The 25,929-nt window shown below is 66.7% G+C and carries 26 protein-coding genes; 13 read left to right on the top strand and 13 right to left on the bottom strand.

Annotation, left to right across the window (positions count from 1 at the left end):
- Nucleotides 1-56: 56 nt before the first annotated feature.
- Nucleotides 57-791 carry a TIGR03089 family protein gene (locus AC5RT8_RS06705; protein ID WP_494094933.1) on the top strand — a complete coding sequence of 245 codons (735 nt, stop codon included), beginning with the start codon at nt 57-59 and terminating at the stop codon, nt 789-791.
- Here the strand turns inward: AC5RT8_RS06705 and AC5RT8_RS06700 are convergent.
- Nucleotides 769-1,320 carry a GtrA family protein gene (locus tag AC5RT8_RS06700; RefSeq protein ID WP_494094932.1) on the bottom strand — a complete coding sequence of 184 codons (552 nt, stop codon included), beginning with the start codon at nt 1,318-1,320 and terminating at the stop codon, nt 769-771. The two genes, AC5RT8_RS06705 and AC5RT8_RS06700, sit on opposite strands and share 23 nt — an antisense overlap.
- Before the next feature lie 193 nt (nt 1,321-1,513).
- On the opposite strand from AC5RT8_RS06700, the gene AC5RT8_RS06695 reads away from it, so the two are divergent.
- Genes AC5RT8_RS06695 through manA form a run of 4 tightly spaced genes read left to right on the top strand, consistent with a single transcriptional unit; the run spans nt 1,514 to nt 6,211 of the window.
- On the top strand, nt 1,514-2,680 hold the full coding sequence (locus AC5RT8_RS06695) for a 5-(carboxyamino)imidazole ribonucleotide synthase (RefSeq protein WP_494094931.1): 1,167 nt from the start codon (nt 1,514-1,516) through the stop codon (nt 2,678-2,680).
- Between the two features lie 3 nt (nt 2,681-2,683).
- Nucleotides 2,684-3,214 (top strand): 5-(carboxyamino)imidazole ribonucleotide mutase, encoded by a 531-nt coding sequence (gene purE / locus AC5RT8_RS06690; protein ID WP_494094930.1) that lies wholly within the window; start codon nt 2,684-2,686, stop codon nt 3,212-3,214.
- Between the two features lie 6 nt (nt 3,215-3,220).
- A complete protein-coding gene (locus AC5RT8_RS06685) occupies nt 3,221-4,837 on the top strand; it encodes an LCP family protein (RefSeq protein WP_494094929.1) in 1,617 nt (538 codons plus the stop codon).
- A gap of 45 nt (nt 4,838-4,882) precedes the next feature.
- On the top strand, nt 4,883-6,211 hold the full coding sequence (gene manA / locus AC5RT8_RS06680; protein ID WP_494094928.1) for a mannose-6-phosphate isomerase, class I: 1,329 nt from the start codon (nt 4,883-4,885) through the stop codon (nt 6,209-6,211).
- A gap of 3 nt (nt 6,212-6,214) precedes the next feature.
- Here the strand turns inward: manA and AC5RT8_RS06675 are convergent, their stop codons facing one another.
- Both AC5RT8_RS06675 and glpX read right to left on the bottom strand, forming a co-directional pair.
- A complete protein-coding gene (locus AC5RT8_RS06675; protein WP_494094927.1) occupies nt 6,215-7,243 on the bottom strand; it encodes a lipid II:glycine glycyltransferase FemX in 1,029 nt (342 codons plus the stop codon).
- 104 nt (nt 7,244-7,347) lie between these two features.
- Nucleotides 7,348-8,388, bottom strand: a complete 1,041-nt coding sequence (gene glpX / locus AC5RT8_RS06670; RefSeq protein ID WP_494094926.1) for a class II fructose-bisphosphatase — start codon at nt 8,386-8,388, stop codon at nt 7,348-7,350.
- Nucleotides 8,389-8,540: 152 nt separating this feature from the next.
- On the opposite strand from glpX, the gene AC5RT8_RS06665 reads away from it, so the two are divergent.
- From AC5RT8_RS06665 to AC5RT8_RS06645, 5 genes are all read left to right on the top strand, one after another.
- Nucleotides 8,541-9,134: a DUF4245 domain-containing protein gene (locus AC5RT8_RS06665; RefSeq protein ID WP_494094925.1), complete on the top strand. Its 594-nt coding sequence runs from the start codon at nt 8,541-8,543 to the stop codon at nt 9,132-9,134.
- Between the two features lie 48 nt (nt 9,135-9,182).
- The gene (locus AC5RT8_RS06660) at nt 9,183-9,845 is read left to right on the top strand and encodes a carbonic anhydrase (RefSeq protein WP_494094924.1); all 663 of its coding nucleotides are present in this window, start codon (nt 9,183-9,185) and stop codon (nt 9,843-9,845) included.
- 41 nt (nt 9,846-9,886) lie between these two features.
- Nucleotides 9,887-11,308 (top strand): class II fumarate hydratase, encoded by a 1,422-nt coding sequence (locus AC5RT8_RS06655; RefSeq protein ID WP_494094923.1) that lies wholly within the window; start codon nt 9,887-9,889, stop codon nt 11,306-11,308.
- Between the two features lie 111 nt (nt 11,309-11,419).
- Nucleotides 11,420-12,073 (top strand): TetR/AcrR family transcriptional regulator, encoded by a 654-nt coding sequence (locus AC5RT8_RS06650; protein ID WP_494094922.1) that lies wholly within the window; start codon nt 11,420-11,422, stop codon nt 12,071-12,073.
- The gene (locus tag AC5RT8_RS06645) at nt 12,070-13,779 is read left to right on the top strand and encodes an MDR family MFS transporter (RefSeq protein WP_494094921.1); all 1,710 of its coding nucleotides are present in this window, start codon (nt 12,070-12,072) and stop codon (nt 13,777-13,779) included. Before AC5RT8_RS06650 ends, AC5RT8_RS06645 begins: the two co-directional genes overlap by 4 nt.
- Before the next feature lie 69 nt (nt 13,780-13,848).
- On the opposite strand, the gene AC5RT8_RS06640 is transcribed toward AC5RT8_RS06645, so the two are convergent.
- The 4 genes from AC5RT8_RS06640 to AC5RT8_RS06625 all read right to left on the bottom strand — a co-directional run bounded on the left by AC5RT8_RS06640 (nt 13,849) and on the right by AC5RT8_RS06625 (nt 17,219).
- Nucleotides 13,849-14,319, bottom strand: a complete 471-nt coding sequence (locus tag AC5RT8_RS06640) for an NUDIX hydrolase (RefSeq protein WP_494094920.1) — start codon at nt 14,317-14,319, stop codon at nt 13,849-13,851.
- 4 nt (nt 14,320-14,323) lie between these two features.
- On the bottom strand, nt 14,324-14,848 hold the full coding sequence (locus AC5RT8_RS06635) for a prepilin peptidase (RefSeq protein WP_494094919.1): 525 nt from the start codon (nt 14,846-14,848) through the stop codon (nt 14,324-14,326).
- A gap of 60 nt (nt 14,849-14,908) precedes the next feature.
- The gene (phoH2, locus tag AC5RT8_RS06630) at nt 14,909-16,231 is read right to left on the bottom strand and encodes an RNA 5'-3' helicase PhoH2 (RefSeq protein ID WP_494094918.1); all 1,323 of its coding nucleotides are present in this window, start codon (nt 16,229-16,231) and stop codon (nt 14,909-14,911) included.
- A 226-nt stretch (nt 16,232-16,457) separates the two neighbouring features.
- Nucleotides 16,458-17,219, bottom strand: a complete 762-nt coding sequence (locus AC5RT8_RS06625; protein WP_494094917.1) for an isoprenyl transferase — start codon at nt 17,217-17,219, stop codon at nt 16,458-16,460.
- A 187-nt stretch (nt 17,220-17,406) separates the two neighbouring features.
- On the opposite strand from AC5RT8_RS06625, the gene trhA reads away from it, so the two are divergent.
- Nucleotides 17,407-18,156, top strand: a complete 750-nt coding sequence (gene trhA, locus AC5RT8_RS06620; RefSeq protein ID WP_494094916.1) for a PAQR family membrane homeostasis protein TrhA — start codon at nt 17,407-17,409, stop codon at nt 18,154-18,156.
- Here trhA and AC5RT8_RS06615 read toward each other — a convergent pair.
- Genes AC5RT8_RS06615 through mca form a run of 3 tightly spaced genes read right to left on the bottom strand, consistent with a single transcriptional unit; the run spans nt 18,153 to nt 21,585 of the window.
- Nucleotides 18,153-20,267 carry a thioredoxin domain-containing protein gene (locus tag AC5RT8_RS06615; protein ID WP_494094915.1) on the bottom strand — a complete coding sequence of 705 codons (2,115 nt, stop codon included), beginning with the start codon at nt 20,265-20,267 and terminating at the stop codon, nt 18,153-18,155. The two genes, trhA and AC5RT8_RS06615, sit on opposite strands and share 4 nt — an antisense overlap.
- Before the next feature lie 10 nt (nt 20,268-20,277).
- Complete coding sequence (locus tag AC5RT8_RS06610) at nt 20,278-20,616, bottom strand: hypothetical protein (protein ID WP_494094914.1); 339 nt, start codon at nt 20,614-20,616, stop codon at nt 20,278-20,280.
- A 51-nt stretch (nt 20,617-20,667) separates the two neighbouring features.
- On the bottom strand, nt 20,668-21,585 hold the full coding sequence (gene mca, locus AC5RT8_RS06605) for a mycothiol conjugate amidase Mca (RefSeq protein WP_494094913.1): 918 nt from the start codon (nt 21,583-21,585) through the stop codon (nt 20,668-20,670).
- Nucleotides 21,586-21,641: 56 nt separating this feature from the next.
- Here mca and AC5RT8_RS06600 point away from each other — a divergent pair, with 56 nt between their 5' ends.
- Together AC5RT8_RS06600 and greA are read left to right on the top strand one after the other, a co-directional pair.
- Entirely contained in the window at nt 21,642-22,100 is a 459-nt protein-coding gene (locus AC5RT8_RS06600; protein WP_494094912.1) for a DUF4307 domain-containing protein, read from the top strand.
- A 223-nt stretch (nt 22,101-22,323) separates the two neighbouring features.
- On the top strand, nt 22,324-22,815 hold the full coding sequence (gene greA / locus AC5RT8_RS06595; protein WP_494094911.1) for a transcription elongation factor GreA: 492 nt from the start codon (nt 22,324-22,326) through the stop codon (nt 22,813-22,815).
- 37 nt (nt 22,816-22,852) lie between these two features.
- Here the strand turns inward: greA and AC5RT8_RS06590 are convergent, their stop codons facing one another.
- Genes AC5RT8_RS06590 through AC5RT8_RS06580 form a run of 3 tightly spaced genes read right to left on the bottom strand, consistent with a single transcriptional unit; the run spans nt 22,853 to nt 25,890 of the window.
- Nucleotides 22,853-23,428 carry a rhomboid family intramembrane serine protease gene (locus AC5RT8_RS06590; protein ID WP_494094910.1) on the bottom strand — a complete coding sequence of 192 codons (576 nt, stop codon included), beginning with the start codon at nt 23,426-23,428 and terminating at the stop codon, nt 22,853-22,855.
- 3 nt (nt 23,429-23,431) lie between these two features.
- Nucleotides 23,432-24,673 carry a threonine ammonia-lyase gene (ilvA, locus tag AC5RT8_RS06585; protein ID WP_494094909.1) on the bottom strand — a complete coding sequence of 414 codons (1,242 nt, stop codon included), beginning with the start codon at nt 24,671-24,673 and terminating at the stop codon, nt 23,432-23,434.
- Entirely contained in the window at nt 24,670-25,890 is a 1,221-nt protein-coding gene (locus tag AC5RT8_RS06580) for an AI-2E family transporter (protein WP_494094908.1), read from the bottom strand. The genes ilvA and AC5RT8_RS06580 overlap by 4 nt, the downstream gene beginning before the upstream one ends.
- Nucleotides 25,891-25,929: the final 39 nt, after the last annotated feature.

Here is a 25,929-nt window from a genome sequence, read left to right as displayed (position 1 = left end):
GCCCCTGAGGACCGGGGCACTCCCCGCCCTGCAGGAACCAACGAAAGAGACTCTCCATGATTATGTCCGCCGCCGGCTCCCTACTCTCCGGCCTGCGCACCCGCCAGGCCACGTCCCCTGCCCTGATCTGGTACGGCGAAGGCGGCGAGCGCATCGAGCTTTCGGGGAAGGTGCTGGACAACTGGGTCGCCAAGACCTCGAATTTCCTCGTTGACGAACTCGACGCGGAGCCGGGCCTGCGCCTTCAGCTCGACCTTCCCGTCCATTGGAAGACGGTGGTCTGGGTCCTGGCGGCGTGGCAGACCGGCTGCACCGTGGTCCTCGGTGCACCGGCCGACGGCGGGCAGGCCGACGTCACCGTGACGGCAGCTCCGGACAGCGGAGCCGCTGGCACCGTCGTCGCTGTCGCCATGGGCGCGCTGGAGCTGGCATTCCCTGCGCAGCTGCCGGCCGGCGTCGTCGATTATGCCGCCGAGGTGCGCTCCTACGCCGACACGTACCTGGAAGGCACCTCTCCCGACGCCGGAGAGCCCGCCCTGGAAGTTACCGGCCCGACGCGGGCCCGTACGCTCAGCGGCACCGTCTCCTACGGAGCACTCGCGGGCTTGTCCGGAGCCGGCACCGACACATCGGAAGTACTGCTGGCGACAGGTGCGGACCTGCCGCTGGTCCTGGAAGGAGCGGTGGCCGCATGGGCCTCGGGCGGCGCCGTCGTACTTGCGGCAGCCGGGGTGGAACCGGACGAACGCGTGCTGGCTTCGGAGAAGGTTACGAAGCGCTTGGAGGCTTGACGGCGCCGTACGGGTCGGCGGAGCCGGGCGGGGTGACGGATTCGTCGATCAGTTCGTGGTCCTGTTCGAAGCCCGGCTCCTGGTCCAGTTCCACGTTGAAGACCCAGAACCGGTAGGCGAAGAAGCGAAGGATTGTGGCAACGGCAATGCCCACCACGCCCGCCAGGAACAGCAGGTTCTTGTCCTCGATACCCATCGGGTAGCGGGCAACCCAGGTGAAGCCGGTGGAAATGACAATGCCCACGCCGTTGATCAGGACGAACAGGCCCAGCTCGCGGCCCACGTTGTCCATACTGCGGCGGCGGCGGAACGTCCAGTAGCGGTTGGCGACCCAGGACACCATCGTGGCGACGACGGCGCCCACGAAGCGTGCCTTGACCTCACTGCCGGACATCGGTCCGTGCATCAGGTAGAGGGTGAGGCCGTTGTCGACCACGAAGGCCACGGCTCCCACTGTGCCGAACTTGGCAACCTCACGCCAAAAAAGGGATACCAGGCCCCGAAGCCGATCTGACAGCGATGTTTTCATGACCCTCCGAGGCCGACTCAACGGCAGCACTCCCAGGAGACCCTGGAAAAGAGTAACGGCTGCCTGTACCCGACGCGCGGACGCGCGGCGGTCAACATCCGATAATACCGTCCCTTTATGGGAGTTTCCCGGGGAGCGGACGAGGGGGGCGCGCCCCGGAGGGAATTTATCCCCTCTTCGGTACGCTTAAGGCGTGGACTTCCCAATAATCGGCGTGATAGGCGGCGGCCAGCTCGCCCGGATGATGGCCCCGGCGGCCACTGCCCTCGGATTTGAGCTGCGTGTGCTTGCCGAGGGCCCTGACGTGTCCGCCGTGGCGGCGGTGGCCAACGCCACAGTAGGTGATTACCGGAACCTCCAGGTCCTGGCGGACTTCGCCGCCGGTGTGGACGTTCTCACGTTTGACCACGAGCATGTGCCCGGTGAGCACCTGCGCGCCCTCGTCGAGAAGGGCTTCAACGTCCAGCCCGGCCCGGGCGCACTGATCCACGCCCAGGACAAGCTGGTCATGCGTGCCGCGGTGGACCGCCTGGGTCTGCCCAACCCGCGCTGGTCCGAGGTGTCAGACCCGGAAGAACTGGTGGCCTTTGGAAACTCTGCGGGATGGCCCGTCGTCCTGAAGACCCCGCGGGGCGGTTACGACGGCAAGGGAGTCCGGATTGTCGACGACGCCGCAGCCGCCCTGGAGTGCACCGACTGGTTCGGCTCCGGTCCGCTGCTGGCAGAGGAGAAAGTGCCGTTCCGCCGGGAACTGTCCGCCCTCGTGGCCCGCACTCCCGGCGGCGAGAGCAGCGCCTGGCCGGTAGTCGAGTCGATCCAGGTCAACGGCGTCTGCGATGAGGTCCTGGCACCGGCACCGGACCTGGATCCGGGCGTCGCCGAGGCAGCGGCAGCCGCTGCCCTGCGCCTGGCCGGGGAACTGGACGTCACTGGCGTAATGGCGGTTGAACTCTTCGAAACCCCCGGACGCGGTCCGGGATTCCTCATCAATGAACTGGCGATGCGCCCGCACAACTCCGGGCACTGGACCATGGACGGATCCGTCACCGGGCAGTTCGAGCAGCACCTGCGGGCGGTCCTGGACCTCCCTCTCGGCGCAACAGCCCTGGTGGCCGGCGCCGCCGTGATGAAGAACTTCCTCGGCGGGGACAACACGGACCTGTTTGCCGCCTATCCCCTGGCACTTGCGGCCGAACCCGCCGCGAAGGTCCACACCTACGGCAAATCCGTACGTCCGGGACGTAAGATCGGCCACGTTAACGCCGTCGGATCCGCCGACGACGTCCCCGCGCTCCGCCGCAGTGCCGGCCGGGCAGCGGCCATCATCCGTGACGGCCGCGACCCCCTGAAGGAGAACTGAAGCATGCCCCACCGTGCTGCCACGCCGCTGGTAGGCGTCGTTATGGGTTCGGACTCCGACTGGCCGGTCATGGACGCGGCCGCAGCGGCACTGGCCGAGTTCGACATCCCCTACGAGGCCGACGTCGTCTCGGCCCACCGGATGCCGGCCGACATGCTGGAGTACGGCCAGGACGCCCACCGGCGCGGACTCCGCGTCATTATTGCGGGAGCGGGCGGTGCCGCGCACCTGCCCGGGATGCTGGCCGCAGTGACTCCGCTTCCGGTGATCGGAGTCCCTGTGCCGTTGAAGTACCTGGACGGCATGGACTCCCTGCTCTCCATTGTCCAGATGCCCGCCGGAGTGCCGGTGGCAACGGTGTCCATCGGCGGTGCCCGGAACGCCGGACTGCTGGCCGTGCGGATGCTCGCCGCGGGCACTGATCCCCTTGCCGCACGGCTGCAGCAGCAGCTCATCGATTTTGCCGGAGGGCTGCGGCGCTCCGCCATGGCCAAGGGCGCCGCGCTGCGCACTTCCCTGGCCGGAACGGACTAGATTTCCATGAGCCAGCAGCACTCCGACCAGACGTCCTATACGGATCCGGTCCGGTATCCCCAGTCTGCCGCCCCTGCGGTGCGCACCAAACGCGCCTTCATCCTCCTGCTGCTCACCCTGGTGCTGCCGGGGTCCGCGCAGGTGGTGGCCGGAGACCGGCGCCTCGGCAGGCGGGCCCTGAAAGTCACCTTCACGGTCTGGGCCGTGGCTGCGGCGGCAATCATCTTGGCGGTCACCAACAGGGCGCTGCTGATCGATATCCTGACCCATGGCTGGGCGTCCTTTGGCATCATGGTGGTCCTGGTGGTGCTTGCGGTGGCCTGGGCACTGCTGTTCCTGAACACCCTTCGCATCATCCGTCCTCCCCTGCTGCAGCGCGGCGCGCGGCCGATGGTGGCCGCCGCCCTTGCTGTGCTGATGATCGCCACCAGCGGCAGCCTCGCCTACGGCGCCTATCTGCTCAACGTCAGCCGGCAGACCTTCGGCTCCATCTTTGCCTCCGGCCCCTCCCTTGATCCCGTGGACGGCCGCTATAACTTCCTGCTGATGGGCGGCGACGCAGGCGAGGACCGCACCGGCCTGCGTCCGGACAGCATCTCGATGATCAGCGTTGATGCCAAGACCGGCAAGCCGGTGACCTTCAGCATCCCGCGCAACTTCCAGAATGCCCGGTTCCCCACCGATTCCCCGCTGTACGAGGTGTATCCCGACGGCTACAACTGCGGCGATGAGTGCATCATCAACAGCCTCTATCAGACGGTGACCGAGAACTACGCCGATCTGTACCCCGGCTCCGCCGATCCCGGGGCCGAGGCGATGATGGATGCGGTCAGCGGCACCCTGGGGCTTGAAGTGCAGGCCTACGTGATCGTCGACATGGGCGGCTTCGAGCAGCTGGTCGACGCCATGGGCGGCGTGCGGGTCAATTCCGGCGGCTGGGTACCCATCACCGCCGGCGAGATCCCCGGAACGAACCGGCATTACCCGCCGGACGGCTGGATTCCTCCGGGTACCCAGACCCTCGACGGCTACCACGCGCTCTGGTACGCACGTTCACGCGAATTCGTCACCGATTACCACCGGATCGCGCGCCAGCAGTGCGTCCAGCAGGCCATGATCAGCCAGATGGACCCGGCGACCCTGCTGACCCGCTTCCAGGCCATTGCCTCCGCGGGCGAGGAGATCGTGCAGACGGACCTGCCCCAGGACCAGCTGGGCAGTTTCGTCGACCTGGCACTCAAGGCGAAGGGCCAGACGATGGAGCGGATGACCATCGGCCCGCCCGACTTCGGCTCTGCAGCCGACAACTTCGTCACGTATCCGGACTTCAACCTGATCCAGTCCCGGGTGCAGGAGTTCCTTGCCGGGACTTCCGCCGCACCGGCAGAGCCGGCCCCCGCCGAGGAGGCGGCCCCGGCTGAGGAGGCGGCCCCCGCCGAAGCCGCCCCGGAGCCCGCACCCGAAACCGGAGCGGACGGTGAAGCTGCCGACGGAACGCCGGTGGTACCTCAGGAGGAAACCGAGGAAATAACCGTGGAGTACCTCCAGTACCTCGCGGAGATCGGCGACGACGCCACGCTGGGTTCGCTCCTGAACAACAACGGCGAGTGCAGTCCGGGCTAGTCCGGAGCGCTCCCTTCCCCTCCGAGTCTTCACTGAAAGAGGCCCGTGTACCTGCTCCGGAACACCCTTCGACCCTATGCCTGGGGATCTACCACGGCGATCGCCGAATTGTTCGGCCGTGAACCCTCCGGGGATCCCGAGGCCGAACTATGGATTGGGGCGCATCCGGGGGCACCCTCTGCCCTCGTTCCGCCCGTCAACGGCTGTGAAACGCTCGACGAACTGATCGCCGCCGACCCCGGGCAGATGCTCGGGGCCGACACGGCCGACCGCTTCGGCCCGGAGCTACCGTTCCTGGCGAAGATCCTGGCCGCTGGCTCTCCCCTGTCCCTGCAGGTGCACCCCACCCCGGAGCAGGCCCGCACGGGTTACGCGGCGGAAGAGGAAGCCGGCATCGACCGCGGTGCCCGGGAGCGCAATTACAAGGACGCGAACTCCAAGCCGGAAATGATCTTCGCGCTGACGCCGTTCGAGGCGTTGTGCGGGTTCCGGGACCCGGACGAGGCGGCGGACCTTTTCCGCTCCGTCAATACGGCCCTTACGGCTTCCGGCCGGGAGGTGCCTGAACTGATGGAATGGATCGTGGCGGAGCTGTCCTCCGGCCGTTCCGCCTCCGCGCGGCTGCAGTCCGTATTCCGCACGCTGATTTCTGACGGGGAAGACGTGCGCGCGGCCGTCCGGGTCAGTGCCGCTGCGGCGGCGAAGGCTGCGGGCGACGGTGTATATGCCCGTGAAATGTCCACCCTGGCCGAGCTGGACGGTTACTACCCGGGAGATCCCGGTGTCCTGATTTCCCTGCTGCTCAACCGTGCTTCCCTGCAACCCGGCGACGCCGTCTATCTGCCGGCCGGCAACGTCCATGCCTACCTCAGCGGCCTGGGCGTGGAGGTCATGGCCGCGTCCGACAACGTCCTGCGCGGCGGCCTGACCCCCAAACACGTGGACGTTCCCGAACTGCTGAAGACCGTGGATTTCCGCCCCTTGGGCATCCCGTACCTCTCCGCGGACAACCCCGGGGCCGGGCAGCAGGTTTTCCGGCCGCCGTTCGAGGAGTTCGCCCTCCAGCGCCTGGAACTGGCGCAGGGTCCGGCCGGCAGCGCCGGGGATCTGTTCCCCGCCGAGCTGCCGGTGCTGCAGCACGGTCCGGCCGTGGTCATTGCCGTGCGCGGGACCATCGTCCTGGCCTCCCCCGCCGGCAGCCTTGTGCTGGAGCCGGGGCAGAGCGCCTTTCTTCCGGCGGCCGAGGGGCCTGTGAAGGCCCGCCTTGCCGCGGACTCCGTTCAGCACGACGACGGCGCCCTCGCCTTCGCGGTAACCGTCGGGGCGGCCCCTGCCGAAGATGCAGACGCCCCCCGCTTGGAATTCGGGGCCTAGGGCCTACCGGCCAAGCCGGCCCTTCACTGCGGCGAGAATGCCGCGGGCCTTGCGCATCCCGGTCTTGGCCAGCGGCAGCGCGGTGGAGAACACCGGGTAGAGCGGGGAAAGGGGCTTGTCCCAGGTCCCGGCCAGCTGGTCTTCGTGCTTCGCCCAGCCCATCTTGAACTTCGAGACGCCGTCGTTGAGCAGGCCGTTGAAGTCATACCGGGTGATTCCCCGTTCCTTCATATCGGAGATGGCATGCCATTTCAGGGCGTAGTTCGCGCGGAGCCGTTCGCCTTCTTCCGTCATTCCCCCGTAGAGCTCGAACGAGGTGTAGTTACTGGTGGAAAGCCACAGGAATGCCACCACGTCCTCGCCCTTGAAGGCCGCGTAGACCGGTGAATCCTCGCCGAGGTTGTCGAAGATATCCAGGTAGTAGGAATCCTCGTGGATGCCGAAACCGGCCCGCTGGGCGGTCAGTTTATACACCTCGAGGCACCGGGGGATTTCCGCGCGCGTCACGCGCCGGTAGGTCAGGTCCTCGCGCCCGGACTTACGGATGTACTGGCGGTGTTTCTTGCTCATGTCGCCCAACAGGTCCTCGGCGCTGCGCTGCAGGTCCAGGATCAGCGTGCGGCCGATGAGGATAGTGTTCTCACTGCTGCGGAAACCGAGTCCGGGCAGTCCTGCCGCGAGCTTCCCGTCGGCGTCCCAATCCGGTTCGATGGAGAGGGCGACCGCGGAATGGGTGTCCTTCACATACCGGCCGACGGCGTCCAGGACGTCCAGTTCCCGTCCGGGCTCCCCCTGCGGTCCGCGGGGAATGTAGGCCAGCGCGCGGAAGGGAAAAGGCAGTGCCTTCAGCAGGACCTGGGCGCTGCCAACAACCGTGCCGGCGTCGTCGCTCACCAGTACGCGGTCCACGCTCCAGCCGTGCTCTGCCTTGGTCTTTCCCCAGCCCCACAACTGCTGCGGATGTCCGCGGAAGCGGTTGACGGTTTCGTTCCAGGAAGCGGCATCGAAGCAGGGGGTAACGCGCAGTGTCATGCCTTCCAGCCTACTTGGCTTCACTGCTGCGCTCGAAACGAGGCAGGCGGCCGGTATCCCGGCCGCCTGCCTCGTTACGTTACTGCAGGGGAAAGCGCCCCGCCCTAGTTCGAGCGAGCGTAGGACTCCCACTTGTGGGCCTGGTGCTCGCCGTCCACCACGCGGATGGTGCCGGACTTGGAACGCATCACGATCGACTGGGTCAGCACGCGGTCCTTCTTGTAGCGCACGCCGCGCAGCAGGTCGCCATCGGTGATGCCGGTGGCGGCGAAATAGCAGTTGTCGCTGGTGACCAGGTCGTTGGTGGACATCACCCGGTCCAGATCGTGGCCGGCGTCGATGGCCTTCTGCTTTTCGTCGTCCGAGGTGGGCCACAGGCGGCCCTGGATCACGCCACCGAGCGTCTTCACGGCGCAGGCGGTGATGATGCCTTCCGGAGTTCCGCCGATACCCATCAGCGCATCAACGTCGGTGCCTTCGCGGGCAGCGGCAATACCGCCGGCAACGTCCCCGTCCATGAGCATGCGGGTCCGTGCCCCGGCGTCGCGGATTTCCTGGACCAGCGGCTTGTGGCGGTCCCGCTCCAGCACCATCACGTTAAGCTGGTTGATCTTCTTGCCCTTGGCCTTGGCAATCAGGTGCAGGTTCTGCTTCACCGGCAGGCGCAGGTCCACCATGTCGGCTGCTTCGGGACCCGTGACCAGCTTCTCCATGTAGAACACGGCCGACGGGTCGAACATCGTGCCGCGCTCGGCCACGGCCAGCACGGCCAGGGCGTTGTTGATGCCCAGCGCCGTCAGGCGGGTGCCGTCGATCGGGTCCACGGCAACGTCGCAGAGTGCCCCGGTGCCGTCGCCCACGTGCTCGCCGTTGTAGAGCATGGGCGCTTCGTCCTTCTCGCCTTCGCCAATGACCACTACGCCATTGAAGCTGACCGTGGAAATCAGCGAACGCATGGCATCCACGGCAGCGCCGTCGGCGGCATTCTTGTCGCCGAAGCCCACCCAGTGGCCGCCGGCGATGGCTGCCGCCTCGGTGACGCGCACGAGCTCCAGTGCCAGGTTGCGGTCCGGCTCGGAGTCACCGACTGCCAATGCGGGGGAAAGGGTGGAGTACTGGGCGCCTTTGGACACGTCAAACCTCATCTTCGAAATTCTGCTGTAACACCCGCAATGGAGCGGGTGGCCTTTGTCCGATCATAGTCTGCGTGCTGCTCCTCACCACCCCGGGGAAAGATTTCACCGGCAGCAGTTTGCGCGGAGTAGGACATCACGGCCGCATAAGAGATTATGGAGGGGTGAGTGAAACGCAGCCCGATCCCCAGCACACCGACCAGCCCGTGACGCCGGTACTGACCAGCAAACAGGCCAAGCGGGCCAATGCCACAGTCATGGGCATGCTGATCGCCACCGGCCTCACGCTCGCGCTGTGCCTGGTGCCGGTGCTGCTCAACCCCGCACCCAAGATGCAGGCCCGCAACGTCGATGTGGCGGCAGCAGCCAACCAGGCAGCCGGCGATGCCGGGTACCGCCCGCTGGCCCTGGACCTTCCGGACGGCTGGAGCGCCAACTACGCCCGCTGGAACGCCGGCAGCAATGACGGCGTACCGAACTGGGAGGTGGGATATCTCACTCCCGACACCGAGTTCATCTCCCTGACCCAGACCGACGCCGCAAACCCCACCTGGATCTTCGAGCACACCGGCAATTCCACCGTATCGGGCGAACGCCCGGCCGGAGGGGTCACCTGGGAACTGCGCGATTCCTCCAACGGGGAAGCAACCCTGGTCACGGAAATCGACGGCCAGACCCTGCTCTTGTCCGGGTCGGCCGATCTGGCAGAGTTCGACGTCCTCGCCGAACGGGCGCTCCAGGAGCTGCGCAGCAACTGAACCGCACCGGCCTGCGGCCGGTGCGGCGCAAGGAGTAACCTCAATAACGTGGAAACAGCGAACGACAACATCATCACTCCCGCCCAGGCCTGGCAGAGACTCCGCGAAGGCAACGAACGCTTCGTCGCCGGCACCGCCAGCCATCCCAACCAGGACGCACCGCGGCGCAGTTCGCTGGTGGAGGGGCAGAACCCGTTTGCCGTAATTTTCGGCTGCTCGGATTCCCGTCTCGCTGCCGAGATCATCTTCGACCTCGGCCTCGGCGACGCATTCGTGGTCCGCACCGCCGGACAGGTCATTGACGACGCCGTGCTCGGCTCGCTGGAGTACAGCGTGGGCACCCTGGGCGTGCCCCTGATCGTGGTGCTCGGCCATGACAGCTGCGGTGCGGTCACCGCGGCCAAGGAAGCGGTAGACACCGGCGAAACCCCCACCGGCTATGTCCGCTCACTGGTCGAGCGGATCACGCCCTCGGTACTGGCCTCGCACCGCAAGGACCTGTTTGAGGTCAATGACATGGTGGTGGAGCACACCAAGCAGACCGCTGAGCGCCTGGTGGAGAGTTCACGCGTGATCTCCGACGCGGTGGACGAAGGACGGGTGGCGGTCATCGGGCTCTCCTACCGTCTCGCCGAAGGCAACGCCGAACTCGTGTCCGGCTTCGGTGCGCTGGAACACCCCGCCGTCGTGCGTTCCGCTGTCCCCAAGTAGCAGTTTCTACTGCGGCGCGTTCGGAGATTAGGCTGGGGGGCATGACTTCTGACACCTCCGAATACCGCATCGAACACGACACCATGGGTGAGGTCCGGGTTCCGGCCTCTGCCCTCTACCGCGCGCAGACGCAGCGCGCGGTAGAGAACTTCCCCATCTCCGGCACCACGCTGGAGCCCTCGCACATCGAAGCACTCGCCCGTATCAAGAAGGCCGCCGCGACTGCCAACGCCGAACTGGGGGTGCTCGACGAGGAGCGCGCCCGGGCCATTGAAAAGGCGGCAGACGCAGTGGCGGGCGGGAGTTACAACAACCAGTTCCCGATCGATATCTTCCAGACCGGCTCTGGTACCTCCTCGAACATGAACACCAACGAGGTCCTCGCCGAACTGGCCACCCGCGCCCTGAAGGAAGCCGGCAGCGAGACCACCGTTCACCCGAACGACCATGTGAACGCCTCGCAGTCCTCCAACGATGTCTTCCCAACCTCGGTGCACGTGGCCGCCACCAGCGCCCTGATCAACAACCTGATCCCCGCGCTCGAGCACCTCGCGGCCTCCCTGGAGCGCAAGGCCGAGGAGTTCAAGGACGTCGTCAAGTCCGGCCGCACCCACCTCATGGATGCCACCCCGGTGACCCTGGGCCAGGAATTCGGTGGCTATGCCGCACAGGTCCGCTACGGCATCGAACGCGTGCAGGCCTCCCTCCCCCGCGTTGCCGAGGTCCCCCTGGGCGGCACCGCCGTCGGCACCGGCATCAACACCCCGGCGGGCTTCCCGCAGCGCGTGATCGAGCTGCTGGCCGCCGACACGAACCTGCCGCTGACCGAGGCCCGCGACCACTTCGAAGCACAGGCAAACCGCGACGCCCTCGTCGAGGTCTCCGGCATGCTGCGCACCATTGCGGTGTCCTTCTCCAAGATCGCCAACGACCTGCGGTGGATGGGCTCCGGCCCTAACACCGGCCTGGGCGAAATCGCGATCCCCGACCTGCAGCCGGGTTCCTCGATCATGCCCGGCAAGGTCAACCCCGTCATCTCCGAGGCCGTCCTGCAGGTCGCAGCGCAGGTAGTCGGCAATGACGCCGCCGTGGCCTGGGCCGGAACCTTCGGCTACTTCGAGCTGAACGTGGGCATCCCGGTGATCGCGGCCAACCTGCTGGAATCCATCCGCCTGCTGGCCAACTCCTCGCACGTGATGGCCGACAAGATGATCGACGGCATCGAAGCCAACGTGGAGCGGGCCCGCTACCTGGCCGAGGCGTCCCCGTCCATCGTTACTCCGCTGAACAAGTTCATCGGCTACGAAAACGCCGCGAAGATCGCCAAGTACTCGGTCAAGGAAGGCAAGACCATCCGCCAGGCCGTCGAGGACCTCGGTTACCTGGAACGCGGCGAACTGACCGCCGAGCAGCTGGACAAGGCCCTGGACGTCCTCTCCATGACCAAGCCGCCGCAGGCGTAGTTCCGGCATCACTCAAAGGGGGCTGCCCGCGTGCAGCCCCCTTTTTGCTGCCCGCGGACCGCACCGGGAGGTTGTTTGCACTTATAGGGTCAGCGTGCAAAAGTTTACTTCATGAGGAAGAGTGCAGCTTCGGACGGCGGGCTCCGGGAACGCAAACGGGCAGCCACCCACAGCGCCATCACCCGTGCCGCCCGCGGACTCACCGCCGAACACGGACTGGCCGGCTTCACCGTGGAGGAACTGTGCGAGCAGGTGGGCATCTCCCGGCGCACTTTCTTCAATTACTTCCCCGCAAAGGAAGATGCCGTACTCGGCGCCCCCGCTGCGCTTCCGGAGGAACTCACCGACCTGTTCATCGCAGCCGGAACCCCGGATGCCGGATTGTCCCCTACCCTGCTCCGGGACCTCGTGGATCTTTCCGTGGCCCACATGGAATCCATGGCCGTCTCCCGGACCGAGCTCGCCCAGCTCAAGGATGCCCTGTCCACCGAACCGCGGCTGGTCCTGAAACTGATGCAGGGCAACCGCGAGGCGGACGAGCGCCTGCGCAGGCTCATCGCCCAGCGTGAGCACCTCGGACAGGATGATCCGCAGATCATTGCCGTTGCCACCGTCTTCTCCGCACTTCTCCAGCGGGCCGGACCGGAATTCTTCGACCCGGACAACACGCGCAGCTACCGTGCCGTTCTCACCTCCACGGTGGAGTCCGCCCGTGCCGCCTTTTCTTCCTTCTCCCCCGTCCCTTCAAGCAAGGACCCGTCATGACAACAACCGCCGAACGCGGCTCCGGGCCGCTTCTGCTGACCCAGAAACGCATCTGGATCATCTTTTCCGCCCTGATCGCGGGCATGCTGCTTTCCAGCCTCGACCAGACCATTGTTTCCACCGCCATGCCCACCATCGTCGGGGAACTGGGCGGCGTCGAGCACCAGACCTGGATCACCACGGCGTATCTGCTGGCGACGACCATCGTGATGCCGATCTACGGCAAGTTCGGCGACGTGCTGGGGCGGCGGAACCTCTTCCTGTTCGCCATTGCCCTCTTCACCGCGGCATCGGTCGGCTGCGCCTTTGCCACCGATTTCTGGGCCTTCGTGATCTTCCGGGCCATTCAGGGCCTCGGCGGCGGCGGCCTGATGATCCTGTCCCAGGCCATCATTGCCGACATCGTGCCCGCCGACCAGCGCGGTAAGTACCTCGGCCCGCTGGGCGGCATCTTCGGCCTGTCCGCCGTGGCCGGCCCCCTGCTGGGCGGCTTCTTCGTGGACCACATGACGTGGCAGTGGGCGTTCTACATCAACATCCCGATCGGCATCATCGCCTTCCTGATCGCCTTCTTCACGCTGACGCTGCCCACCAAGAAGGCGTCCAAGCGCATCGACATCGGCGGCGTGCTGTTCCTGTCCGCCGCCACCACCTGCCTGATCTTCTTCACCGACTTCGGCGGCCGCGACGACCGCGGCTGGACGGACCCGGCGACCCTGCTCTTCGGCGCCGGCATGCTCCTGGCTGCCCTCATCTTCGTGATGATCGAACGCCGCGTCGAAGATCCGATCATTCCGCTCAGCCTGTTCAAGAACCCCATCTTCGTCAACAGCACCGCCATCGGCTTCACCCTGGGCATGGGCATGTTTGCGGCGCTGGCCTTCGTCCCCACGTTCCTGCAGATGTCCACCGGCACCTCCGCCGCCGTCTCCGGCCTGCTGATGCTGCCGATGATGGTGGGCATGATGGGCACCTCCATCTACTCCGGTCTGGCCATCACCAAGACCGGAAAGTACAAGAAGTACCCGATCATGGGTGCGGTGCTGGTGATTGCCGCCATGCTCTGGATGACCACGTTGTCCGCCGATACCCCGGTCTGGGTCATCTGCGCCCAGCTCTTCGTCTTCGGCGCCGGCCTCGGCTACATCATGCAGGTAGTGGTACTGGTGGTCCAGAACTCCGTTCCCGTGGACCAGATCGGCACCGCGACCTCCAGCAACAACTACTTCCGCGAGGTCGGTGCATCCCTGGGTGTCGCAATCTTCGGAGCAATGTTCACGTCCCGCCTCGCAGACAACCTGGAGGAAACCTTCACCGGTGCCGGATTGAACGCGTCGGCCGCCGGCGAGGCGACGGCCACCCTGCAGCCGTCCGTCCTGGAAACCCTTCCGGAACCCCTGCGGGACGGCATCGTCACCGCCTACGCCGATTCCCTGGCCCCGGTCTTCTGGTACCTCATCCCGTTCCTGGTAATCGCACTGGTCCTGGCCTTCTTCCTGAAGGAGATCCCGCTGTCCGATGTGGCCGGCATGGTCGCCCGCGGCGAAGCAGTCGCCGGTCCCGAAGCGGACCGGCTGGAAGCGGAGCGCCTGGCCGCGCTCAACGGTTCCAAGACGGCTGGCCGGGTTGAGACGCCGGCGGACGCGTCGCAGACACCGTCGCAGACACCGGAGCAGGCCCCCGAGAACCCCTACCGGGAGAAGTAACAGCTCCCCTGACTGAACGACCGAAGGGCCGTCCCGCGTGCGGGTACGGCCCTTCGGTTTGTCACCGGATCAGCGTTCGAAGACCGGCACTCCGTCGGCCGTCAGTGCCAGGTCAACCAGCATCCTGTGCCGTTCGCTCAGGGGCGGCAGGGCATCCAGGGCGTACCAGCCCACCTCGGTGGATTCGTCGTCGTTCACCCGGGCCGTACCGGAAACGTACCGGCAGCTGAAGGCCAGGTTCAGGAAGGAACAGATGTCCCCGTTGGGAAAAGTGACCGGTCCGTGCGCCCCAACGTGGATGAGGTGCTCCAGTTCGGCGCGGATACCGGTTTCCTCTTCGACTTCCCGCAGGGTGCCCGGTCCGGCGTCCTCCCCGGGTTCGAGCATGCCGGTGATCAGGGCCCACTTGCCGTTATCGCTGCGTCGGCCCAGTAATACCTCCCCGTCGGCATTGAAAACTACGGCGGTGACGCCGGGCAGCCACAGCGGATCGTGCCCGATCCGCTTCCGCAGGGACAGGACAAAATCAGGAGTAGGCATGGTCTTACTCTAGGGCAGGGGCCAGCATGGCAGCTGCGGCGCCCAGGAGCAGGAACGGTCCGAAGGCCATGGTGGACGACGCCGTGCCGCCCCTGGCGAGAATCAGCCACAGCCCCCAGATGCCGCCGAGCACAAACGCCGCCGCCGTTCCCGCCAGGACCTGGGCCGGACCGAGGAACCCCAGATAGAGACCCAGCAGCCCGGCGAGTTTGACGTCACCGAATCCCAAACCGGCCGGGCTCAGCAGCCGCAGCGCGAAAAACCCCGCCCACAGTGCAGCGGCCGCCAGGACCGCCCCGGCGGCGCGTCCGGGTTCCCCCGCGCTGAGCGCCGCGCCGGCCAGCAGTCCCCCGGCTACGGGATAGGACGGCAGGACCAACGCGTTGGGCAGGCGGCGGGTGCGGATATCAATCACAGCCAGCCGGACCGCCAAAACGGCGAACCAGGCCAGTGCCAGGCCGAGCAGAACCGCGGCCACGGCAGCGCCGGCCGTTCCGTTCCGCCAGTACTCCGCCAGGATCCCCGCCATGGCACCACCGTAGCCGCGCCGGGCCGGCTACGGACGGCGGGGCCGGCTGCTGTGGACAAGTCAGCCGATCTGGCCCTCCTCCAGCAGTTCGGTCACCAGTGCGGCGATCGGCGATCGTTCCGAGCGCGTGAGGGTCACGTGTCCGAACAGCGGGTGGCCCTTGAGCGTTTCGACGACAGCCGCCACGCCGTCGTGGCGCCCTACCCGCAGGTTGTCCCGCTGGGCGACGTCGTGGGTGAGGACCACCTTCGAGTTCTGTCCGATCCGGGACAGAACGGTGAGGAGGACGTTCTTCTCCAATGACTGGGCCTCGTCCACAATGACGAAGGAGTCATGGAGCGAGCGTCCCCGGATGTGGGTCAGCGGCAGCACCTCGAGCATCCCGCGGTCCAGGACCTCCTCCACGACTTCCACGGAGACCAGTGCCTCCAGGGTGTCGAAGACCGCCTGTCCCCAGGGGCCCATTTTCTCGGACTCCGTGCCCGGCAGGTAACCGAGCTCCTGCCCGCCCACGGCGTAGAGCGGCCGGAAGACCATGACCTTCCGGTGTTCCCTGCGCTCCAGGACGGCCTCCAGCCCGGCGCACAGGGCCAGCGCGGACTTGCCCGTTCCTGCCCGTCCGCCCAGCGAGACAATACCCACCTCGCGGTCCATCAGCAGGTCGATGGCCAGCCGCTGTTCCGCGGAGCGGCCGTGCAGCCCGAAAACGTCCCGGTCCCCGCGGACCAGCCGCAGCCGCTTGTCGGCTCCCACTCGCCCCAGGGCCGAGGCACGTCCGGCCATCAGCACGGTGCCGGTGTTCACCGGCAGTTCCGCCGCCTCGGGAACCAGGACCGGCTGGTGGTCATAGAGCAGCGCCATGTCCGCATCGGAGATCTCCAGCTCAGCCACTCCGGTCCAGCCGCTGTCCCGAACCAGTTCACTGCGGTATTCATCCGCTGCCAGCCCCATGGCCGATGCCTTGACCCGCATCGGCAGGTCCTTGGACACCACGGTAACGTTCCGGCCGCCGTCGGCGAGGTTCTTCGCTACGGCAAGGATCCGGCTGTCATTGTCGCTGCCACGGATTCCCGCCGGGAGCACCTCCGTGGAAATGTGGTTCAGCTCGACCCGCAGCGTTCCGCCGCTCGTGCCCAGGGGAATCGCCGTCCCCAGGCCACCGTGCTGTATGCGCAGATCGTCCAGGAGCCGCAGGGCGCTGCGCGCGAAGTAGCCCAGGTCCGGATCCAGGCGCTTCCGTTCGAGCTCGGTGATGACCACCAGCGGAAGAATCAACTCATGTTCGGCAAAGCGGAGGACCGCTCGCGGATCGGACAGCAGTACCGATGTATCCAGTACAAAGCTGGTCCGCTCCGTTCCCCGCACGTTCTGTTCAGCTGCCACGTGGAACTCCCGTCAGGGGCACCCCCAAGGGCCCCGGTCGCTGGCTCTATTCCCTTGCGCGTGTCATGGCCGTCCCGCCTCGTCCGCAGGGATGCTTGGCGAAGACGCACCCCGGCAGGCTAAGAACCGGCTGACAGGACCAAAGTACGCCCGCGGACAGCTGCGCCGCAGCAGGACACGGCAGGCACGGCCGTTGGGCCGGCGTTGGCTCCTGACGGACCATCCGTCAGGACCCGAAGCGCCGCTGCCGGCTGGCATAGTCGCGCAGGGCGCGCAGGAAGTCCACCCGGCGGAAGTCCGGCCAGAGCGCTTCGCAGAAGTAGAACTCGCTGTACGCGCTCTGCCACATCAGGAAACCGGAGAGACGCTGCTCGCCGGAGGTCCGGATGACCAGTTCCGGATCAGGCTGTCCGCGGGTGTACAGGTACTCGGAAATCTTCGTGTCGCAGATTTCCTCGGTCACGTCCGCAATGCTCTTGCCCTCGGCTTCGGCATCCCGGAGCAGCTCCTTGACGGCATCCACGATTTCCCGGCGTCCGCCGTACCCGATCGCCACGTTGACATGCAGCCCCTCGGCGTCGCCGGTGCTTTCCCCGAGCTCGGAGAGCTGTTTGGCCAGCCGCGACGGAAGGATCTCCAGTGCCCCTACGGGCTGGACCCGCAGGTTGCCTTGTTCCCCCAGCCGGTCCAGGGTGTTGCCGATAATGTCCAGCAGCGGTTCCAGCTCGTCCGGGTCGCGGTTCAGGTTGTCGGTGGAGAGCATGTAGAGAGTCACCATCCGCACGCCCAGTTCCTGGCACCAGCCGAGGAACTCCAGGATCTTGTCCGCGCCGGCCTGGTGGCCGTCGCTGGTGGGTGCGCCGGCAAGTTTGGCCCACCGCCGGTTTCCATCCACCATGACCCCGATGTGTTCGGGGATTCGGTCTCCGATAAGCGACCGCCGCAGCTTACGCTCGTAGTAAGCGTAGACAACACCGGGGAATTTCATTGTTTGCCTCACGTACCTGGGATCCGGGGTGGAACCACCAAACGGCCGGTCCCGCAAACCCCCGGGTGTGCCCAAAGGATAAAATCTTCTCCTAGGCTACCGCTAGCTCACCTCGCAAAAGCGCAGATCCGCAGCGGCGACGGCTTACCCAACCGTAAGTTACCCGAACGTAGGTTAGAATTCCGTTATGGATTCGTCACCATTTTCCGCCCCCGCCTCAAGGGTTCCGGCCCAGCACGACCCCGAATCGCGGACTGCACCCGGCCCCCTGGAAAACACTGTGGAAGCCGTTGCCGAGCAGCTGGAAATCAAGCCCCGGCTGCGCGGATGGCTGCATGCAGGTGCCACTCCCCTGGCGCTGGCTGCGGGCATCGTCCTTGTGGTCCTCGCCCCCACGGCCGGTACCCGGATCGCCTCGGCAATCTACGCATTTACCGGCGTGCTTTTGTTCGGCACCAGCGCCGTTTATCACCGCGGAAACTGGTCCCCAAAGGTGAAGGTGGTGCTCAAGCGCCTGGACCACACCAACATCATGCTGGTGATTGCCGGTTCCTATACCCCGCTGGCCTGGTCCCTCCTGCCCCGGGAGAGTGCGGTGACGCTGCTGTGGATCATCTGGTCCGGTGCGCTGGTCGGTGTCGCATTCCGGCTCCTGTGGCTGAACGCACCGCGCTGGCTGTATACCCCCGTCTACATAGCGCTGGGCTGCGCGTCCCTGTTCTACATTCCGGACTTCTATGCAGCCAACCCCGCTGCCGCCGTCCTCATCTGCGTGGGCGGTGCCATGTACATCGCCGGCGCCGTCATGTATGCCATGAAAAAGCCGAACCCTTCCGTTGACTGGTTCGGCTTCCACGAGATCTTCCATGCCTTCACGCTGGCCGGCTTTGCCGCCCATTACATAGCGATCCTGATGGCCGTCCGCGCCGCCGGCTAGGAGTTCAATGCGGCGAACTGCGCCGCCAGCTCCGCCGGATCGGATACCGGCCGGCTGCAGACCATTCCCCTGCACAGGAACGCCAGGGCTCCCCCGTCCGGCGCGGGCCGCCCGCGCAGCAGCGGTACCGCGGTTTCCCCGCCGGATCCGCTGGCCACGACGAGGGCGGGACCGCCCGCCGTACGCCCGGCGCGGAGCAGCTGCCCCAGCAGGACGGGATCGCTGCCCGTGACGGCCAGTTCCCGCGGACCTTCCAGTGCCTGTGTGAGAACAGCCATGGCCCAGCCGCCGGCGCGTGGTGCGCGGGCCGCCACGAGCTGCACATGGGCCAGCAGCGCCTCCGCGAGGGCGCGGTGCCGCGAGGACCCGGAATAGGCCGCATACGTTACCAGCACGCCGGCAAACAGTGCCGTGCCGCTGGGTGTGGGACCGTCCATCGGATCGGCGGCAGAGAGCGACCCCTGCGCGGCAGCAAGCTGGTCGGTACGCACGGCGGCGTCCTGCAGGACCCCATCCACGATGAATTTCTGCTCCGCGGCCAGGACCAGTTCCTCCGCAGCGCGGTACCACTGTTCCTCGCCGGTGGCGGCGAAAAGCGCAAACAGGCCCTCGGCCGCACCGGCATAATCCTCCAGCAGGCCCTCGATGCCGGAGGCGGTGCCTGCGTGCGACACACGGGCCAGGACGCCGTTCCGGTAGTGGACGCGCAGCAGGTAACCGGCGGCGTCCCGTGCCAGGTCCAGCAGCTGCGCCGCCTTCTCCCGCGGATCCCCGGCGTCGCTGAGCGCGAGGGCAGCGTCGGCCAGGCCCGCAACGGCCAGGCCGTTCCAGCCGGCCACTACTTTGTCATCCCGTTCGGGCTGCGGACGCAGATCCCGTGCGGCCAGCAGGGCGGGCCTGCAGCGCTGCCACAGCTGTTCTTCCTCGGGGTTCAGCCGGCGCCCGAAGTGCAGGGTGGAGCCGCCGTCCTCCATCCGGCCGGTGTCCAGGTCCAGCAGGGCAAGTACCGCATCGGCGTCTTCCCCGGCCCCGTCCAGGACGCTGCGCAGCTCGGAGGCAGTCCACACATAGGTGGCGCCTTCCTTCCGCTTTCCGTCCACCAGGGTGTCGGCGTCGAGCGAAGAGGCAAAGCCTCCGCCCTCCACACGCAGCCGTTGTGCCAGCCAGCCCGCGGTGTCGGCGGTGACCCGCAGTGCCAGCCCGCGCTGCTCCCCGGCGGCGGCCGACCGGCTCCAGTGCGCGTAGAGGCGCAGCAGCTGGACGTTGTCATACAACATCTTTTCGAAGTGCGGAATGGCCCAGGCACGGTCCACCGTGTACCGGGCGAAGCCGCCTTCGAGCTGGTCGTAGAGCCCGCTGCGGGCCATGGTTTCCAAGGTGCGGCCGGCAACGCCGGCGGCGGTGCCGGAGCCCGGGCGGCCGGTTGCACCGTATAGCAGCAGGAACCGAAGCAGGGGCGACGGCGGGAACTTCGGCGCCCCGCCGAGCCCCCCGAAGCGGGGATCTTCCTGCTCGGCTACGGCCTGAACGGCAGCTTCCAGGACATCGCCCGAAAGCGGTCCGGCCCCGGAGGCAAGCTCCAGCGTGCCGACCAGCCGGCGGTTTCCGTCCTGCGCCGATGCCAGGTGGGCGGCTATCTGCGCGGCGCTGGCTTCCACCTCCTGCGGGCGGTCCCGCCAGGCGGAGGACACCGCTTCCAGCACCTGCCGGAAGGAAGGCATCCCCTGCAGCTGCCGGGGCGGAAAATACGTGCCGGCGTAGAACGTACGCCCGTCCGGGAGGGTAAAGACACTCATCGGCCAGCCGCCCTGCCCGGTCAGGGCCTGCGTAGCGGCCATGTACACGGCGTCGACGTCGGGGCGCTCCTCGCGGTCCACCTTCACCGAGACAAAGTTCGCGTTGAGGTACTCGGCCGTGGCGGCGTCCTCGAACGATTCGTGCGCCATGACATGGCACCAGTGGCAGGCTGCATACCCCACGGAAACAAAGACGGGAACATTCCGGCGCCGGGCTTCGGCGAAGGCGTCCTCGCCGAAAGGCCACCAGTCAACGGGATTGTCCGCATGCTGGCGCAGATAGGCCGATGCCTGGTTCCTCAGTCTTTCAGCCATGGGACACCCGCTACCTCAGGTGGTCCCAAGTGCTGTCCCGGTCTGCGGGATCCTTTACGTCCTTGTCCATGGACAGTGCGGTCCGGGAGCCTTCGGGACGGCCGGAGGCTTCCGTTCCGGACGCTTCCCGGTCGGCTGTTTCCTGTGCGGCCAGGACCTGCTCGCGGTAGCGGACCCGGCGGATGCGCTTGGTCATATCGCGGATCAACAGGATGATCGCAATCACCATGAAGAGCGTGAAGAGGAACCCCAGCAGGCCCGGGGTGACGTCCTCTGCGGCAACCCCCGGCGCGAGGGTCTCGTCCGGTGCCGGGGTGACGGCCGTAGCCAGGCTGTACAGGAAGTTCACGGTATATCTCTCTTTTAGCCGATACTGCGGCGGAACCTACGTTCCTAGGGTCTATCGTATGCCAGCGAACAGGTCCGTTTCCGGCAGCTCGGTTTCCACGCGGGACTCGATCAGGGAGTAGTCCTCCCAGGGCCAGACCTTGCGCTGCATGTCGGGGCTGACCGCGAAGAAGAAACCGTTCGGATCCACCTGCGTGCGGTGGCTGCGCAGGGCCTCGTCCCGGACCTCGAAGAAATCGCCGCATTCGATCTGCGTGGTGGTGGCATGGGTGGGAGCCGGCGGCTGGTGCCCCTCGGTGTCGGTCTCCTGCCAGGCCGCGATCCGTTCTGCGTACGGAGACTGCAGGCCGGCTTCCTCCAGGGCAAAATGCAGGGCCCGGAACCGCTCGGGGTTGAATGCCCGGTCATAGTAGAGCTTGGCGGGTTCCCAGGCAGGCCCCGTCCCCGGATACCGTTCCGGATCGCCCGCGGCGGCGAACGCTTCCACAGCAACCTTGTGGGCCATGATGTGGTCCGGGTGCGGGTAACCGCCGTTTTCGTCATAGCTGACGATGACGTGCGGCCGGAACTCGCGGACCAGCTTGACCAGGGGCGCCGCGGCCCTTTCCAGCGGCTGCAGGGCAAAGCAGCCAAACGGCAGGTCCGGAAGCGGGTCGCCCTCGGGCAGCCCGGAGTCCGCGAATCCGAGCCAGCGGTGCTGGATTCCCAGCGCTGCCCGGGAAGCCGCCATTTCCCGCCGGCGCAGTCCCGCCAGGTCACGCTTGGCCGCAGGATCATTTTCCGCTCCGGGATTCAGGATGGATCCCTGCTCGCCGCCGGTGCACGTGGCCACCATCACTTCGACGCCGGCTGCCGCATAGGAAGCCATCATGGCCGCTCCCTTGCTGGCCTCGTCGTCGGGGTGGGCATGGACCGCGAGCAAACGCAGCGGGGCGGTGGGCCGGGAATCAGTGCTTTCGCGGGCAGACAAGGCAACTCCTGAGGTAAGCGGAATATGGCGTTGGAACCGGCGGCTAAAATGGGCCTGTGAGCACTTCGGAAGGCCGACCAGTGACGTCGCCACCCCAGCAGCCGGACGGTTCCACGTCCGAGTCCAGCCTAGCCAATCGCTACGGCGCTCCAAAGCGGCGCCTGTCCCGCCGTGCGGCGGTCACCGCGGCGTCCGCAGCGGTGGCAGCTGCCGTGGTGGCCGCCGCGGTATGGAGCATCCCGTCCTCCACCGGCACGGTAACGTCCAAGGACGTGGGCTTCACCTTTCCCGAGGAGGGCCGCGTGGTGGTGGATATCAAGGTCGACAAGTCGGCCGGCAGCACCGCAGCGTGCGCTGTGCAGGCGCTCAACGAAAGCTACGCCGTCGTGGGCTGGAAGACGGTGGTCCTGGGACCGGATGATCCGGACAGCAGCACCCGGCAGGTGGAACTGCGCATCGACTCCCCTGCGGTCACCGGCGGCGTGAATTCCTGCTGGATCGTGGACGAGGACTAGCCCGGCAAGACGCCCGCCTGCGCATATTGGGTTATGGCGGCAGGCAAACTACTATGGGAACTTACGACATGCCCCGCCCAGGCACCGGCTGGCCCTTGGAGAAGGACCCACACCAGACGGTCACCGCCCGGCGGGGTCTTTGCTTGTCAGGCCAATCCGGCCGGCGGGCATTCAGCCATGCCGGACCAACAGATGGCCCGGACGTTTATATAAGGAGATACCCGTGTCAACCAACAGCGCATCAGTCGCCTGGCTCACGCAGGAGTCTTACGACCGCCTGAAGGCGGAACTGGATCACCTGTCCGGCCCCGGCCGGACGGAGATTGTTGCCCGTATCGAGCAGGCACGGTCCGAGGGCGACCTCAAGGAAAACGGCGGCTACCACGCAGCCAAAGAGGAACAGGGCAAGGCTGAGGCCCGGATCCGGCAGCTGACGCAGCTCCTTGAGAACGCACATGTTGGTGAATCACCGGCCGATGACGGGGTTGTCGAGCCGGGCATGCTGGTGGAAGCCCGCGTCGCCGGCGACGTCGAGACCTTCCTGCTGGGCAGCCGCGAGATCGCCGGTGACGGCAGCATCGACGTCTACAGCGAAAAGTCACCGCTGGGCGCGTCCATCCAGGGCCTCAAGGCCGGGGACAGCACCACGTACACCGCCCCGAACGGCAAGAGCATCACCGTGGAAATCATTTCCGCCAAGCCCTACGTGGCTTAGGCACTTCCGCTCAGCAGCAAAGCATAGGCGGGCTCTCCTACGGGAGGGCCCGCCTTTGCGTTGGCGCCTCCCGGCGCAGTACAACGGCGGCGAGCACGCCGCCGGCGGCGCCGAACAGGTGAGCCTGCCACGAGACGCCCCACGATGTGGGGAAAAGGCCCCACAGGATCGACCCGTACACCAGGAAGAGGACACCGCTGAGCAGGATCTGCGCAACGCTGCGGTTATAGAATCCGCGGACCATCAGATAGGCGAACAAGCCGAACACCACGCCCGACACCCCTACGGTCAGTCCGGTGCCGAACAGCCACACTCCGATGCCGGAGCACAACCAGGAAATGGCCAGGACCGAGACAAACCGCCGGACCCCTTCGAGCAGGGTCAGGAACGAAAAGACGATCAGCGGCAAGGTGTTGCCCAGGAGATGCGAAATGCCGGCATGCAGCAGCGGGGCAAACACCACGCCGTCAAGGCCCTCCAGTTGCCGGGGCAGGATGCCCAGCAGCGGGAAGATGACCGGTTTGATGAGGAAGGTGAGCAGGTACACGGCCCAGAGCGCGGCGGCAAAAAGCAGCGAGCCGGCCAGGGCGGTGCGGGCACGGGAGGCAGCCATGGCCTATCCCGGCAGCACGACGGGCTGGAAGCCGACGGCGCGCAGGTTCTTCAGCACGAGTTCGCAGTGCTCGTGGCCCTTCGTTTCCATGTTGATGGTGATGGCGACATCTCCCATGCTGATGGATCCTCCTACCCTCGTGTGGTCAACGCCCGTGACATTGGCATCCGATTCCGCAATGATGCGCGAAATCGTCGCCAGCGACCCGGGACGGTCGTCAAGGAGGATACGGACCACCAGGTACCGGCCCGCAGCCGCCAGTCCCCGCTGGATGACTTTCAGCATCAGCATCGGGTCGATATTGCCGCCGGAGAGAATCACTGCCGTGTTTCCGGGGTTGTCGATCTTCCCGTCCATCAGTGCAGCCACTCCAACGGCTCCCGCAGGTTCCACGACCATCTTGGCACGCTCGAGGAGGAAAATCAGTGCGCGGGCCAGGGAATCCTCGCTGACCGTGACCACATCATCCACGAGCTCACGGATGATGGAGAACGGCAGCTGCCCGGGACGCCCGACGGCGATGCCGTCCGCGATGGTGCTGACCCGGGTCAGCGGTACCAGGGCGTCAGCGGCCAGCGACGGCGGATAGGATGCCGCGTTTTCCGCCTGCACGCCGATAATCCGAATTTCGCGCCCCAGCTCCCGGGCACGGGACTTGAGCGCAACGGCAACGCCTGCGAGCAGGCCGCCGCCGCCCACGCCCATCAGCACCGTGTCCAGGTCGGGTATCTGGTCCAGGAGTTCGAGCCCGATGGTCCCCTGTCCGGCCACCACATCCACGTTGTCGAAGGGATGGACGAAGACGGCTCCCGTCCGGTCGGCGTACCGCTGCGCTTCCGCCAGGGCGTCATCCACGGTGTGCCCGTGCAGGACCACCTCTGCGCCGTGGCCGCGCGTGGCCGCCAGCTTGGGCAGCGCCACGCCCAGGGGCATGTAGATCCGCGCGGCAATGCCCAGCCGTGCTGCAGCCACGGCCACGCCCTGGGCATGGTTCCCCGCAGAGGCGGCCACCACTCCCCGTGCCTTGTCCGCCGGTGACAGCTTGGCCATGCGGACGTACGCGCCGCGGACCTTGAAGGAACCTGCCCGCTGCAGGTTCTCGCATTTGAGGTAGACCGGGGATCCGGTCCCGCGGGCCAGGGCCCGGGACATCTCGACGGGGGTGTGGGCAATGACGCCGTCGAGGAGTTTCGCTGCGGCCCGGACGTCGTCCAGAGTCACTGGCAGCAGAGGCAGATCGGTCATACCCGGTCCTCCCCTGCAGCCTGCACGGCACCGGGGCCGGTTTGCCCCTCCCCGGGACCGGCGCCGTCGTCGTTCTCTTCATCCTGTTCAACGGCAAGGTCATGCTCCCAGCCCCGCGCCGCAATGTAGCGGATCATCGTGTTGAGAATGGCCAGCAGCGGCACGGAGAACAGGGCGCCGGGGATCCCGGCGGCGAGGCTGCCTCCCGTGACCGCCAGGATGACGGCCAGCGGGTGGAGGGACACGGCACGTCCCATGATCAACGGCTGCAGGATGTGTGATTCCAGCTGCTGTACCAGCAGCACGATGCCCAGCATGATCAGGGCGTTGACACCGCCGTTGGCCACCAGCGCCAGCAGCACGGCCACAAATCCGGTGACGAAGGCACCCACCAGCGGAACAAACGAGCCCAGGAACACCAGGACCCCGAGCGGCAGGGCCAGCGGCACGCCGATCAGGGCTGCGCCTGCCCCGATGCCGATGGCGTCGATAAGTGCCACCACCACCTGTACCCGCACGTAGTTGACCATGGACTCCCATCCATGGATACCTGCCCCGTAGGCGGCGGGCCGGGCGCGCCGGGGCAGCAGTCCTGAGGTGAATTCCCAGATCCTGCGTCCGTCCAGCAGGAAGAAGACCAACGCGAAGAGGGTCAGGAGGGTGCCTGCGGCGAAATGCCCGGCACTGCTGCCCACGCTCAGGGCACCGGAAAGGATGTTGGCCGAGTTGTCCTGCAGGGTGGTCGTGGCCTCGTCGAGCAACGAATCCAGGTCACCGGCCGAAATGTTCAGCGGGCCCGAGGACAACCAGTCCTGGACCTGGCGTACGCCCTGCAGGGTTTCTCCCCAGAGGTCGCGGAACCCGAGGGCGAGCTGGCGTCCCACCAGCGCCAGGGCAGCGGTGACGACGCCCAGGAAGGCCACGATGGTCACCGCCACCGACAGTCCGCCGGGCAGCCGGTTCCGCCGCAGCCAGTTAGTGACCGGAGACAGCAGCCCTGCCAGCAGGGCCGCGATCATCAACGGGATAACCAGCAGCGAGAAGTGGCTGAGGATCCAGATGAGTCCGGCGCCGACAATCAGGACGATGCCGAGCCGCCAGGCCCAGGCCGCGCTGACCCGCAGGGCGAAAGGGACCTCGTCATTGTTCCGGCTGGAATTCGCTGCTGCTGCCTGCAGCGCCCGGGGCGCCGCAGTGCGGCGTACGTGGGGTTTCATGGGGCCATCTTTCCATATCCGGCCCCCTCCGGACCCGTC

Source organism: Arthrobacter sp. Ms25, assembly GCF_059090365.1.
The sequence above is the reverse complement of the archived record's forward strand: the minus strand, read 5'-3'. Positions and strand labels throughout refer to the sequence as shown.

Coding starts and splice junctions, on each gene's coding strand:
- AC5RT8_RS06705 (WP_494094933.1), top strand. CDS start 57: ATGATTATGTCCGCCGCCGGCTCCCTACTCTCCGGCCTGCGCACCCGC.
- AC5RT8_RS06700 (WP_494094932.1), bottom strand. CDS start 1,320: ATGAAAACATCGCTGTCAGATCGGCTTCGGGGCCTGGTATCCCTTTTT.
- purE (WP_494094930.1), top strand. CDS start 2,684: ATGCCCCACCGTGCTGCCACGCCGCTGGTAGGCGTCGTTATGGGTTCG.
- AC5RT8_RS06685 (WP_494094929.1), top strand. CDS start 3,221: ATGAGCCAGCAGCACTCCGACCAGACGTCCTATACGGATCCGGTCCGG.
- AC5RT8_RS06675 (WP_494094927.1), bottom strand. CDS start 7,243: ATGACACTGCGCGTTACCCCCTGCTTCGATGCCGCTTCCTGGAACGAA.
- glpX (WP_494094926.1), bottom strand. CDS start 8,388: ATGAGGTTTGACGTGTCCAAAGGCGCCCAGTACTCCACCCTTTCCCCC.
- AC5RT8_RS06655 (WP_494094923.1), top strand. CDS start 9,887: ATGACTTCTGACACCTCCGAATACCGCATCGAACACGACACCATGGGT.
- AC5RT8_RS06650 (WP_494094922.1), top strand. CDS start 11,420: ATGAGGAAGAGTGCAGCTTCGGACGGCGGGCTCCGGGAACGCAAACGG.
- AC5RT8_RS06645 (WP_494094921.1), top strand. CDS start 12,070: ATGACAACAACCGCCGAACGCGGCTCCGGGCCGCTTCTGCTGACCCAG.
- AC5RT8_RS06640 (WP_494094920.1), bottom strand. CDS start 14,319: ATGCCTACTCCTGATTTTGTCCTGTCCCTGCGGAAGCGGATCGGGCAC.
- AC5RT8_RS06635 (WP_494094919.1), bottom strand. CDS start 14,848: ATGGCGGGGATCCTGGCGGAGTACTGGCGGAACGGAACGGCCGGCGCT.
- AC5RT8_RS06625 (WP_494094917.1), bottom strand. CDS start 17,219: ATGAAATTCCCCGGTGTTGTCTACGCTTACTACGAGCGTAAGCTGCGG.
- trhA (WP_494094916.1), top strand. CDS start 17,407: ATGGATTCGTCACCATTTTCCGCCCCCGCCTCAAGGGTTCCGGCCCAG.
- AC5RT8_RS06615 (WP_494094915.1), bottom strand. CDS start 20,267: ATGGCTGAAAGACTGAGGAACCAGGCATCGGCCTATCTGCGCCAGCAT.
- AC5RT8_RS06590 (WP_494094910.1), bottom strand. CDS start 23,428: ATGGCTGCCTCCCGTGCCCGCACCGCCCTGGCCGGCTCGCTGCTTTTT.
- ilvA (WP_494094909.1), bottom strand. CDS start 24,673: ATGACCGATCTGCCTCTGCTGCCAGTGACTCTGGACGACGTCCGGGCC.
- AC5RT8_RS06580 (WP_494094908.1), bottom strand. CDS start 25,890: ATGAAACCCCACGTACGCCGCACTGCGGCGCCCCGGGCGCTGCAGGCA.